The organism is Cobetia marina (assembly GCF_001720485.1).
Classification (GTDB): Bacteria; Pseudomonadota; Gammaproteobacteria; order Pseudomonadales; family Halomonadaceae; genus Cobetia; species Cobetia marina.
Genome location: NZ_CP017114.1, coordinates 3,746,170 through 3,757,293, shown reverse-complemented (window position 1 = coordinate 3,757,293; position 11,124 = coordinate 3,746,170). Strand labels below are relative to the sequence as shown.

The window sequence follows — 11,124 nt, the reverse complement described above, 5'->3', positions numbered from 1 at the left end:
ACAATCGTCGCCATGATCTATGGGTGTCGACGTCGCCAAAACCCTACATATGGGGTGTGAGCTGATTTTGGACACAAGATAGTGTTGTTTGGAGGGGCGTGCAAGTGGATAACTTGTGGGTAAGGTGTGGTTGAAAATCCGGCCTTGCCGCTGGGGGATGTCAAGAGTCTGAGCGTTAAATTTTCTATCCCTTTGTAGTCTGGGCTTTGGCTATGAGTAGAAAAAACTGCACTCAGAATGTGCTTCGGCCACCAGCATCCAAGTATCAACGGAGAGCTGGCGGCCGAAGCACGATTCGCAGGCGAAGCCTACGTTTCAGGAGTGGCTAATCTAGGATGGAACGTTTAGTTGGAGTATTCCTTGGCCTGCTTCCTCGTAAGCGGCCCTTCTCTTTAGTATTGGACCATCTTGCCTCCATCTCTGAAGGACACGTCCCGCTTCACTGGCTTCGCGCTTGCCTCTCTGGAATTGCTCTTTGGCAGAAGAGTCCATGTGATTTACCTCTTTGCAGTAAGAAGGCAGAGCGAAGCAGGTAAGCAACTGAGGAGAATTGCCGCAGTGATGGGTAGCTCGACCCAGTGTTTACTTCGAGATACGTCATCACTAAAGTGGTCTCTGTTGATCTCAGTACGGACTCGGGTACCACAGTACAGAGGCGTTAGAGCGCCGAGATTCTGTAAGTGTGATTCGAGCTGCTACCTGCATGCACCTACTGCCGGTGGTTTGAAAGGCCTCCTCTCTCCCCGAGAGGAGGCCTTTCGCGTTTGAGGGGGGAAAGATTGATTTTTGATCTGATCACTAAATGAACTACATGTTGTATAGGCTGTTGATTTAAGGCGCAAGATAGTGTTGTTTTTGGGGTCGTGCAAGTGGATAACTTGTGGGTAAGGTGTGGTTGAAAATCCGTGCCTGCCGCCCGGGGATGTCAAGACATTGCGTGTTAATTTCTTTGCCCCTCGTCAGTGCGCATGTGTGCGGGACAGCTGGCGCGTAAATCCCCAAATTGGCGTATCATTCGTGACAAATCACCCTGAAAAGGTTACGACGTGGCACAGGACGGTAACTCCCTGTGAGCCGCTGGCCACGCCGACCCAACGATGCGGATGGAATGCCCTTGGATACCAATGCGCAAGAACATGTACTGATTGTCGAGGATGACGAGCGTCTGGCGACATTGACGCGTGAGTATCTCGAAGCCAACAACTTCCGCGTCAGCGTCGAACACGATGGCGGCCGGGCAGTGGACCTGATCATCAGCCTGCGCCCCGACATCGTGATCCTCGATCTGATGCTGCCGGGCGAGGATGGCCTGTCCATCTGTCGTCGCGTGCGGCCCCAGTTCTCCGGCCCCATTCTGATGCTGACGGCACGTACTGATGACATGGATCAGGTGCTGGGCCTCGAGATGGGCGCCGATGACTACGTGCCCAAGCCTGTGCAGCCTCGCGTGTTGCTGGCGCGCATGCGTGCCTTGCTCAGGCGGGCCGACGGCCCGGAAGAGGCGGCAGGCGAGACGCGTCTCGTCTTCAATGACCTGGAGATCGACAACGCTACCCGTGAAGCCTGGCTGGCGCGTGAGCGTATCGAGCTGACCAGTGCCGAGTTCGATCTGCTGTGGCTGCTGTCTTCCAATGCCGGGCGCGTGCTGACTCGTGAAGAGATCTTCTCGGCGCTGCGTGGCATCAAGTATGACGGCCAGGATCGCTCCATTGACGTGCGCGTCTCGCGCATCCGGCCCAAGATCGGTGATGACCCCAATCACCCTGAGCGGATAAAGACGGTACGCAGCAAGGGTTACCTGTTCGTCAAGGACCTCTGATTCATGCGGCGTGCGCTGTCTGACAGTATCTTCCTGCGCGTCTACGTGGTGCTGCTGCTGGCGTTGCTCCTGACGCTGGGCGTGGCGTTGGGCGGTTATCAGCTGACCAACGCTGTCCGACTCGAGGCCTACCAGACCCGCCTGGGGGCGGCGCCGATGCTGCTGCTGACCCGGCAGGTGGCCGAGGCGCCTCCTGCCGAAAGGTCGAGCCTGCTGGAGCGCTCCTCGCGCCTGCTGGATGCGCGGCTGATGCTGGCGCCTGTCGAGGTATTCGACCTCAACTGGTGGGAGAAGCGCCGTCTGGCGGCCGGCCGGCCTCTGGTGCATGAGCATCAGGATGCCGGCTGGCAGCTACTGATGCAGGTGCCGGGTGAGGAGCAGGTGCTAGAGCTCAGGCTGCTGCATCTGGCTGAGCGACAGTTGCGGGGATTGATGTCGTTGCTGCGGGAAACCTTGTTGCCCATGGCACCGGAGCAGCGTGTCGCTCTGTTGTCGGAGCTGCAGGATGCCTCCGGGCTGGCCTTCGCTCAATTGCCTGACATGCCCAACGGGCTGGATGCGCAACAGGTCGGGCGGATCAACGACCAGCGAGTGGTGCTCAACATGGCAAGCCATGGACAGGCGCTGGCGCTCTATACCCGCCTGGAGGGTCACAACCTGATCAAGGTCGGGCCGCTGCAGGTCTTCGAGACGACCCCGGCGGCATTGATCGTTGCCATGATTCTGGCCGTCATCAGCCTGTTGGGAGGTGTCATCTATCTGGTCGTGCGTTCGCTGGAGGCACGGTTGACTCGACTGGAGAAGGCGGCGACCCGGATTGCCGGCGGCTACCTCGATACGCGGGTCAGGATCGAGACCAATGACTTTCTTGGCCGTCTCGGCATGGCCTTCAATGGCATGGCCGAACGCGTGCAGGGATTGCTGGGAGCCCAGCAGGACATGATTCGCGCCGTCTCCCACGAGCTGCGTACCCCGGTGGCACGTATCCGCTTCGCGCTGCAGATGATCGAGGACATGGTGGATGATGATTTCGTGCTCCGGCAGATCAAGGGCGCCGATGGTGACATCGAGGAGCTCGACAAGCTGATCGACGAGATCCTGACCTATGCACGCCTCAATGACGCCGCCGGGGTTCAGCTGGATCTGGGGGCGGTGGACTGTCGGGAAGTGGCGGAGCAGGTCTGTGAAACCTTGGCGCCACTGCATCCTGAGCTGCTGCTGAGCATTGAAGGCGGTGCCTTTGATGTGGAGGCGGAGGCACGCTATCTGCAGCGTGCGCTGCAGAATCTGGTCTCGAATGCCTGTCGGCATGCAGATTCACGTGTGCTGGTGCGCATTTCCAGAGACCCGCAGGTGGTGCGCATCGATGTCGAGGATGATGGCCCCGGCGTGGGCGAGGAGGACCGCAAGAAGGTCTTCAAGCCATTCGCGCGACTGGATGATTCACGCACGCGATCTTCAGGTGGCTATGGTCTGGGGCTCTCCATCGTGCAGAAGATCATGCACTCTCATGGCGGAAGCGTGGTGGTCGATCGAGGCATCGCCCTGAAAGGGGCACGTTTCAGCCTGCTGCTGCCCTTGTCCAGCAGCAAGCTGGGACGTGAGGCGCCTCCTTCCTTGCCGCCCGTGACCCCCGGGGAGGGGGATGACGGGCAGCGCACCTGAGCGATGCTACTCTATCGTGATACGCAGTGGTGCGAAGCGATGTCATCAGCGAGGAGGGCAAGTGGATGAATCTGCAAGATGCGAGCCGTGACGTCGGGGCTCTGCATGACGCATTGATCGGCTCCTGGGAGCTGCAACGCTTCTGGTATGCCTGGCCGGATGGGCGTGAATGGGAGCCATTGGGGAGGTGTGCGGGTCAGCTGCACTATCTCCCCAATGGCTTCATGAGCGTTCAGCTGGCGGCTCGTGAGCGTGAGCCTCTTGGGGTGGCGCCCACTGATGATCAATTGATGGCGGCCTTTCGACAGGGCTTTGCCTATTGTGGGCGCTGGTGCTGGGATGAGCGGCGTCAGGAGGTCCGTCATCAGGTAGACGTCGCGAGCATCGCGGACTGGAGTGGCGTGACGCTGGCGCGGCGAGTCCAGCTCACCGGAGAGTCACTGCTGCTGGGCACGGACGCGCCCAATCTTCAGCTGCCTGCAGGGGGCTATACCACCTGGCTTGCCTGGCAGCGCCTTCATGATAGATGACATCATTACCGAAAAGGCTTGACGGGATCATGGCTTAAGGTGCAAGGTAACCCCTGTTGGATAGCAAGACGCACCACTCAGTCGCCTGTGCTGCTCGGTAAAACGCCTTGAGCGCCCCGAAATGCCTCGCTGATTTGATGCATGGTTTTGCTTTGCCCACGCTCTTCGGGTAATGCCCGTTATTTCAAACATGCTAATCAGAGAGGAATTTCTCATGGCAACTGGTACAGTTAAGTGGTTCAACGACGCGAAAGGTTTTGGTTTCATTGCTCCGGCTGACGGCGGTGACGATCTGTTCGTTCACTTCTCCGAAGTCCAGGCAGAAGGCTTCAAGACCCTGCAGGACGGCCAGCAGGTCTCCTTCGACGTGACTCAGGGCCAGAAAGGCCTGCAGGCAGCCAACGTCAAGGCTATCGACTGATCATCACTCGCTGCGGAATTCGTTCCGTGTGAGATGATAGATGTCTAGAAGCGCCCCAGCTCATGCTGGGGCGCTTCTGTTTGTGTGCGTGAAAAAATGCAGTATCGGTGACCTGGTACGCCCCGCAGAGGCATGCCATGAACAAGAGCCCCGTCCCATTGCACGAGAAGCGCAGTGGGACGGGGCTCTTGTCGTTCAAGTGGTTGTCCGGAGATGCCCTGGGGCATTGGCTCAGGCTGGCTTCACGCCGCTGAGCACCTCAAAGGAGGTCTCGCGGGCAGTGCGCAGGAAATCATCCATCCAGGGAGTGCCCAACAGATCCTCTCGCACCGCGGCATAGAGCGTCGCCCAGATTCCGTCGCCCAGAGGCAGGCCACGAACATAATCGCGGGTCAGGTATTCGGCCAATGCCCAGTTGGGCAGTGCCGTCACGCCGCGACCGCTGGCGACAAGCTGCATCATCATGACCGTCATCTCGGCATGGCGGATCTCGCGAGGGCTGATGTTGGCGGGCTCGAGGAACTGGGTGAACACGTCCAGTCGGTCATGCTCGACAGGGTAGATGATCAGCACTTCTTCCCGCAGGTCTTCCGGTTCCACACGGCCCTTGAGAGCCAATGCATGCTGGCGTGCCACGGCCAGCATGACTTCGTAGCGGAACAGCGGCAGGTACTGGATACCGGTCATCTCCACCGGATTGGCCGTGATGACCAGGTCCAGCTGCTCGCGACCCAGCGCCTGGAGGGGAGAGAAGCTATGGCCCGAAGGAATGTCGACCTCAATCTCCGGCCAGTGATCCCGGAAGCGATCCACCGTCGGCATCAGCCATTGGAAGCAGCTGTGGCATTCGATGGCCATATGCAGCCGTCCTTGCTCACTGCCTGCCATGCGCGCGATGTCACGCTCTGCCATGCGAAATTGCGGCAGTACCTGTTCTGCCAGTGACAGCAGGCGTTGCCCTGCACGGGTGAACTCGACCGGGCGCGTCTTGCGAATGAACAGCGGCGTGCCCAGGCGCTCTTCCAGGTCCTTCAGTTGATGTGAGAGGGCGGACTGGGTGAGGTGGATGCGCTCGGCAGCCTCGACCAGCGAGCCGGCATCACGCAGTGCCAGCAGCGTGCGGAGATGGCGTAGTTCGAGCATGATGAGTTTTGCTCATTTGGATGAGTGAACAGTTCATTTTCATTCAATTCTTAGGCGAAGTGCTGCGCAGGTCAATCGCTGCTGCGCGAGGAAGCGTCAATGAGCTCCGTTGGGCATTCCCCCTGAGCCTGATGGATCTTGGCATGGCCATCGCAGAGGGAGGCGTCTCATGCAGGCAGTGCCAGTGTCTTCACGATGACGGCACCTCATGGGAATTGCCGTGAATCGAGGCCCACAAGGCTGGCTGCGCTTGATAGACTTTCTTCATGCGCCAGGATGGCGTTGCTCTCTACGCCTTGAAATCACGCTGTGTCGCCGCCTCCAGCGGAGTGCGGTGCGTTACTTTCTGTCGTCAGGCATGCCCAGGGAGGGCTTTTCATGTTTCCGTTTCACTCGCGCCCGGATCATACGAGGGCCGCTGCCTGTTCGGCGCCAGATATCTCGCCTCGTCGTGGCGGGCATCAGGTGGCCACTATCTCGACATGCACTGCGACAGGTATCTCGACAGGCGCACCGGCCAATCTCCTGTGCGTGTCGATGATGGCGCTGCTGAGTGGCTGCTCCATGCTGTCGGATGAATCGCGTGATGCGCCGAGTGCGCAGGTGATGCCGGCACCGCTGAAGATCCCTGAAGTGCGTCCTGCCACGAAGCCAGTCAAGCCCAGGGCACCCAGTGCCGAGTCGCTGGGTCAGGCGCCGGCGGTGACATTGCCCGCGACCTTCCTGCCGCCCCGGGGGGCCAGCGAGTATCAGGTCTGGCGCTGTACGCCGGCGCAGGATCTGTTGATGGCCTTCAGTGATGGACAAGCCGCGAGGGGTAGGCCTCCCGTCTCTGTGGCGACGGACACCCCTCAGGAGGCGACTGCTGAAGGCTGGCTGCGGCTATGGTCGCGTCAGCATGCCTACGCCCTGGGGCATGTGGTGAGTGCTTCCGGCGCCCGTTATCGGGCCAATGACGCCCCGGTCTCCGAGCGGCAGCGTCAACAGGCCGAGGGGGGAGCCCGTGAACTGGAAGTCTGGTTCAAGGGGCGGGAAGCCACGCTGCACAATGCGCGCGGCAATCTTGAGTGCGTTCAGGATGATCAGCGCACCATCCAGATCCCCGATGACCAGCCGCTGCTGGTGGCACAGGGTCACGAGCCTGAGTGGCGTATCAGTCTGGATCGAGCGCATAACCGGATGACGGTGACGGCATCGCCCGACCTGTTGGGTGCCGTGCAAGGCAAGGCGCGGGTGTCGCAGGACGCTACAGGTGCCGATGACGGCAGCTCTGGCGTTGCCGGGAACGAGAGCGGCAAGCAGGAGCAGGAGTCATCGTCGCTCAGTCAGCTGACGTTACCCTATCGGGTCAATGACGACGGCAAGCATGGCAAGGTGCTGTCGGCGCGCTTGCCGCGCGCTTCAGTCGGCAGGGGGTGGCTGAAACTGAGCCTGACGCCGGGTGCCTGCTTCGACACCATGCAAGGTACCCCGTATCCGCTGACCTCCGAGCTGACTCTGACGCGAAAAGGAGGAGAATCTCGAGATCTGAGTGGCTGTGGTGAGGCATACCTCCCCTGACACGACGTCTTTTCGTCGATTTTTTCGAATGGTTGGTGCGATCTTTATCGCTTTTCGTGCCACGAAGTTCATCTATCATGGCGGGCAGCTCTCCATCACGGGCAACGGATGCCAAGCCTGGCTCGTGATGGGAAATCGTCCTTTCTGTCTGCGGAGAACCTGCCATGTCTGCCACACCGCTCAATGTTCTGCTGGTCTCATCTTCCCTGTTCGGAGAAAAAGGCAACTCTCGTGAACTGGCTTCCGCGTTCGTGGATGCCTTGCAGGCGTCCGGTCACGAGCATCAGTTGACGCATCATGATCTGGTCGAGCGCGACCTTCCGCACCTGGGCGCCGCCGAGATGCAGGCATGGATGACGCCGGCGGATGAGCGAAGCGCCGAGCAACGCAAGCTCGCCGAGCTGTCCGATGGTTTCCTGGCCGAGCTGAGAGCGGCTGACCTGCTGGTCATCGCGGCACCGCTCTACAATCTGGGCCTGCCGACCCAGATGAAGGCGTGGTTCGACCGGGTGCTGCGTGCCGGCGAGACCTTCCGCTATACCGAGAAGGGGCCGGTAGGTCTGCTGGAAGGCAAGCAGGCACTGGTGCTGGCAGCACGTGGCGGGATGTATGCGGGCAGTGACCTGGATTCCCAGACGCCGCATCTCACATCCATGCTTGGGCTGATGGGCATCACGGATCAGCACTTCGTATACGCTGAAGGCCTCAACATGGGCGATGAGCAAAAGGTGGGAGCTCTGTCAGAGGCCAGGACAGGCATCGCCAACTACGTGGATGCTCTCTGACCCGGTGTATCTGCCGTAGCTGAGTCACATTGGTTGAGCATGATGAATGAAAACGCCACCGCCGCTCTGAGAGGAGCGGCGGTGGCGTTTGTGCTATCGGGAAGCAGAGGTCACTGGGGGAGGAGCCAGTGGCCGGAAACGCTCAGCCTTGGTCTTCGAGCACTTCCAGTGCGCCCTTGAGGCGCGCATGCAGTTCTTCCATCGGTGGCTGAGCGCCGCCTTGCGGCCAGCCGGCCGTCAACACCACGCCATCGGCGGCATAGTCGCTGGCATCCACCGGTACATCGTAGCCGTTCAGCCAGTGACGCACGTCGGCCTCATGAGCGAATCCGACCTTGAGGCGTCTGGGTGTACGCGGCGTGAAGGTGGTGGTGGGCAGTCGCTCGAGGGCGTCGAGCACGGCACGACTGTACGCGCGAGCCAGACCACCGGTGCCCAGCTTGATGCCGCCGAAGTAGCGGATCACCACGCAGGCGATCTGCCCCACGCCGCTGCCTTCCAGTACCTGATACATCGGCCTGCCGGCGGTACCGCCCGGCTCTCCGTCATCGGAGAAGCCGATGGCATTCTGCTCATTCGGCGCACCCGCGATGAATGCCGTGCAGTGATGGCGTGCATTGGGATGGGCGAGATGCGCCTGTTCCAGCAGCCGCGTCATGGCGTCTGGTGTCGGAGCGTGGGCCAGCCAGGCGATGAAGCGGCTCTTCTCGATCTCGATGCTGTGCTCGTGATGCGCCTCTGGCGCCAGTGCAGGTATCTGATAGCTCATCGTGCCATCTTAGCAAAGCGTCGCCCTCAATGAGTGACGGCGTTGCCGCGTACGACACCCATCACCATGCCCAGCACTTCGATATCGGCATTCTTGAGGTAGATGGGGGCCATGCTGTCGTTGGCCGGTTGCAGGCGTACACCGCTCTTCTCGATATACAGCTTCTTCAGCGTCACTTCCTGCTGGTTGATCATCACCACGGCGGTCTCACCGTTCTCGGCACTTTCACTGCGCTCGATGATGATGATGTCGCCATCATGGATGTTGCAGTTGATCATCGAGTGGCCGCGAACGCGCAGGGCGTAGGTATTGCGTCGCACCATGCGCGTCGGCACGGCGATCGTGCCGCAGTCGGCGATGGCTTCGATGGGCATGCCGGCGGTGATGTTGCCGAGCAACGGGATATCCATCATGTCGCTGGCAGTGATTTCCTGCCAGGCCTCGTCATTGAGCGGCAGATTGTGAAGGCGCTGAAGGTAGTGTGGAGCGTGAAGACGTGACATGAGCTATCCCCTGATGCTGTGCGGTCGGCAGAGGGAGCCGACCTGCGATGCAGCGTGAAAGGTCGTCAGGCTGAGTTCATCTGCGGCCTGATAGGCTCTGCGAACATGATGACAACGCGATGAGAGCCGACCCGTTCGGTCTGCTGCCCGGGCAATGCCAGGCATGCGATGACGATACTGTATGAGTACTGTTTTTGTATACAGTATCGTCATCATAGCAAGCCAGCGCGAGGTGGCAAGGGGCGAGTCGGTCGTCGATGCCAATCAGGCGATGGGTGTGTCGTATGAATGTGCACCATGCTTTGCTGATGGAGCGCGCGAGAACTTGACTCCCGTGCAAGGCTCGACGCGTGCGGGTCGCGTCATTCGGGCGACCGGTGGTCAGTGCCGGCTTCAGCTCGTAGAATGACGCGATTGGATCCCTCGGGACCAGCCTCTGATGTCGCGCTCCGCGACTGACCAGCCGCGAGATGTCGGGATGTCGATCCAGCCAGTCAGCGATGAAGCCCGTTGCGTGCCGCCCTTGCTGGCGGTGCGGGCGCTTGGGTGTGAGCGCGATGAGCGCTGGCTGTTCCAGACGCTCGACTTCAGCCTCGCGGCGGGCGAGATCCTGCAGATCGAAGGCCCCAATGGCAGTGGCAAGACCACCCTGCTCAAGATTCTGTCCGGGCAGTTCCATGATCACGAAGGCGAAGTGCTCTGGCAGGGGCAGCCTGCCTCGCGGGTGCGCGACGATTTTCTGGGATCTCTGCTCTATCTGGGTCACCAGCCCGGCATCAAGGGCACGCTGACGGCATTGGAGAATCTTGCCTGGTATCAGGCGCTCGGTGACGCTGCATCTTCTCGAAACGCCGCGGAGCGACGCTCGCTCGCCTGGGCAGCGCTGGACGCCGTGGGGCTTGCCGGCTTCGAGGATGTGCCGGCCCAGCAGCTGTCGGCTGGTCAGCAGCGGCGCATCGCCCTGGCGCGATTGCATCTGACACCGCGTCGACTGTGGGTGCTCGACGAGCCCTTCACCGCCATCGACAGCGATGGCGTCCAGGCGCTGGAGGCGCTGCTGCTGGCGCATGCCGAGCGGGGTGGCAGCGTGGTGATGACGACCCACCATCGCTTCTCGGATGTCTCGCGATTGCGCCGAATAGGCCTTGGGCAACGCGCTGGCGCGGAGTCGAGGGAGGGCGCCTGGGCATGAGACATGATCCTCTGACACCATTGTCCGAGTCTCCCGTTGCCTGCTCGTTGGGAGGGGCACTCAAGGCGACACTTCGACGCGACCTGCGTCAGGCGTTGCGCCGGCGCAGTGAGCTGATCAACCCGCTGGTATTCTTCGCCCTGGTGATCACGCTGTTTCCGCTGGGGATCTCGCCGGACAAGGCGTTGCTGGCGACACTGGCGCCGGGGCTGCTGTGGGTGGCGGCCTTGCTGGCCACGTTGCTGTCACTTGAGGGGCTGTTCCGGCAGGACCTCGACGACGGTAGCCTTGAGCAACTGCTGCTGACACCCCAGCCGTTGCCATTGCTGGTGCTGGCCAAGGTGGCGGGGCACTGGCTGTTGACCGGTCTGCCGTTGGCGCTGATGGCACCGCTGCTGGGCGTGATGCTGGGGCTGCCGAGCGGCGCCTTCGGGGTGCTGATCGCCTCGCTGGCGCTGGGCAGTCTGAGCCTGTCGCTGATCGGCGCGATCGGCGCGGCGCTGACGGTCGGGCTGCGGCGCGGCGGCGTGCTGCTCTCGCTGATCATCCTGCCGCTGTACATTCCCGTGCTGATCTTCGGCGCCGGCGCGGTGCAGAGCGCCGTCACCGGCATGCCCAGCGCCGCCCACCTGGCCATGCTGGGTGCGATGCTGGCGCTGGCACTGTTGCTGGCGCCGCTTGCCATCGCCGCCGGCCTGAGGTTGAGCATCAATGGCTAGTCCCTGCTCCCTGCCGGC

General features: G+C 61.2%; 11 protein-coding genes. 8 read left to right on the top strand and 3 right to left on the bottom strand.

The window, feature by feature from the left end:
• Nucleotides 1-1,114 precede the first annotated feature (1,114 nt).
• The 4 genes from BFX80_RS15740 (at nucleotide 1,115) to BFX80_RS15725 (ending at nucleotide 4,435) form a co-directional block, all read left to right on the top strand.
• Nucleotides 1,115-1,819 carry a winged helix-turn-helix domain-containing protein gene (locus tag BFX80_RS15740; RefSeq protein WP_371861098.1) on the top strand — a complete coding sequence of 235 codons (705 nt, stop codon included), beginning with the start codon at nucleotides 1,115-1,117 and terminating at the stop codon, nucleotides 1,817-1,819.
• A 3-nt stretch (nucleotides 1,820-1,822) separates the two neighbouring features.
• The gene (locus BFX80_RS15735) at nucleotides 1,823-3,484 is read left to right on the top strand and encodes a HAMP domain-containing histidine kinase (RefSeq protein ID WP_077378898.1); all 1,662 of its coding nucleotides are present in this window, start codon (nucleotides 1,823-1,825) and stop codon (nucleotides 3,482-3,484) included.
• Between the two features lie 65 nt (nucleotides 3,485-3,549).
• Nucleotides 3,550-4,014: a lipocalin-like domain-containing protein gene (locus BFX80_RS15730; protein ID WP_139345494.1), complete on the top strand. Its 465-nt coding sequence runs from the start codon at nucleotides 3,550-3,552 to the stop codon at nucleotides 4,012-4,014.
• Nucleotides 4,015-4,228: 214 nt separating this feature from the next.
• On the top strand, nucleotides 4,229-4,435 hold the full coding sequence (locus tag BFX80_RS15725) for a cold-shock protein (RefSeq protein ID WP_077378903.1): 207 nt from the start codon (nucleotides 4,229-4,231) through the stop codon (nucleotides 4,433-4,435).
• Between the two features lie 231 nt (nucleotides 4,436-4,666).
• Here BFX80_RS15725 and BFX80_RS15720 read toward each other — a convergent pair whose 3' ends face one another.
• The gene (locus tag BFX80_RS15720; RefSeq protein WP_077378906.1) at nucleotides 4,667-5,578 is read right to left on the bottom strand and encodes a LysR family transcriptional regulator; all 912 of its coding nucleotides are present in this window, start codon (nucleotides 5,576-5,578) and stop codon (nucleotides 4,667-4,669) included.
• Between the two features lie 537 nt (nucleotides 5,579-6,115).
• Between BFX80_RS15720 and BFX80_RS15710 the strand changes: the two genes are divergently transcribed.
• Nucleotides 6,116-7,138, top strand: coding sequence for an MliC family protein (locus tag BFX80_RS15710; RefSeq protein ID WP_167593057.1), 1,023 nt, complete (start codon nucleotides 6,116-6,118; stop codon nucleotides 7,136-7,138).
• A 164-nt stretch (nucleotides 7,139-7,302) separates the two neighbouring features.
• Nucleotides 7,303-7,923, top strand: coding sequence for an FMN-dependent NADH-azoreductase (locus tag BFX80_RS15705; protein ID WP_084209388.1), 621 nt, complete (start codon nucleotides 7,303-7,305; stop codon nucleotides 7,921-7,923).
• 142 nt (nucleotides 7,924-8,065) lie between these two features.
• Here the strand turns inward: BFX80_RS15705 and BFX80_RS15700 are convergent, their stop codons facing one another.
• Both BFX80_RS15700 and BFX80_RS15695 read right to left on the bottom strand, forming a co-directional pair.
• Nucleotides 8,066-8,692 carry an IMPACT family protein gene (locus BFX80_RS15700; RefSeq protein WP_084209387.1) on the bottom strand — a complete coding sequence of 209 codons (627 nt, stop codon included), beginning with the start codon at nucleotides 8,690-8,692 and terminating at the stop codon, nucleotides 8,066-8,068.
• Between the two features lie 26 nt (nucleotides 8,693-8,718).
• The gene (locus tag BFX80_RS15695; RefSeq protein ID WP_077378921.1) at nucleotides 8,719-9,195 is read right to left on the bottom strand and encodes a LexA family protein; all 477 of its coding nucleotides are present in this window, start codon (nucleotides 9,193-9,195) and stop codon (nucleotides 8,719-8,721) included.
• 478 nt (nucleotides 9,196-9,673) lie between these two features.
• Here BFX80_RS15695 and ccmA point away from each other — a divergent pair, with 478 nt between their 5' ends.
• Both ccmA and ccmB read left to right on the top strand, forming a co-directional pair.
• Nucleotides 9,674-10,387 (top strand): cytochrome c biogenesis heme-transporting ATPase CcmA, encoded by a 714-nt coding sequence (ccmA, locus tag BFX80_RS15690; protein WP_084209827.1) that lies wholly within the window; start codon nucleotides 9,674-9,676, stop codon nucleotides 10,385-10,387.
• Nucleotides 10,384-11,106, top strand: coding sequence for a heme exporter protein CcmB (gene ccmB / locus BFX80_RS15685; protein ID WP_077378925.1), 723 nt, complete (start codon nucleotides 10,384-10,386; stop codon nucleotides 11,104-11,106). The genes ccmA and ccmB overlap by 4 nt, the downstream gene beginning before the upstream one ends.
• Nucleotides 11,107-11,124: the final 18 nt, after the last annotated feature.

Excerpts from the sequence above, each read along its gene's own strand:
- BFX80_RS15735 (WP_077378898.1), top strand. The coding sequence starts at position 1,823 with ATGCGGCGTGCGCTGTCTGACAGTATCTTCCTGCGCGTCTACGTGGTG.
- BFX80_RS15730 (WP_139345494.1), top strand. The coding sequence starts at position 3,550 with ATGAATCTGCAAGATGCGAGCCGTGACGTCGGGGCTCTGCATGACGCA.
- BFX80_RS15725 (WP_077378903.1), top strand. The coding sequence starts at position 4,229 with ATGGCAACTGGTACAGTTAAGTGGTTCAACGACGCGAAAGGTTTTGGT.
- BFX80_RS15720 (WP_077378906.1), bottom strand. The coding sequence starts at position 5,578 with ATGCTCGAACTACGCCATCTCCGCACGCTGCTGGCACTGCGTGATGCC.
- BFX80_RS15710 (WP_167593057.1), top strand. The coding sequence starts at position 6,116 with ATGATGGCGCTGCTGAGTGGCTGCTCCATGCTGTCGGATGAATCGCGT.
- BFX80_RS15705 (WP_084209388.1), top strand. The coding sequence starts at position 7,303 with ATGTCTGCCACACCGCTCAATGTTCTGCTGGTCTCATCTTCCCTGTTC.
- BFX80_RS15700 (WP_084209387.1), bottom strand. The coding sequence starts at position 8,692 with ATGAGCTATCAGATACCTGCACTGGCGCCAGAGGCGCATCACGAGCAC.
- BFX80_RS15695 (WP_077378921.1), bottom strand. The coding sequence starts at position 9,195 with ATGTCACGTCTTCACGCTCCACACTACCTTCAGCGCCTTCACAATCTG.
- ccmA (WP_084209827.1), top strand. The coding sequence starts at position 9,674 with ATGTCGATCCAGCCAGTCAGCGATGAAGCCCGTTGCGTGCCGCCCTTG.
- ccmB (WP_077378925.1), top strand. The coding sequence starts at position 10,384 with ATGAGACATGATCCTCTGACACCATTGTCCGAGTCTCCCGTTGCCTGC.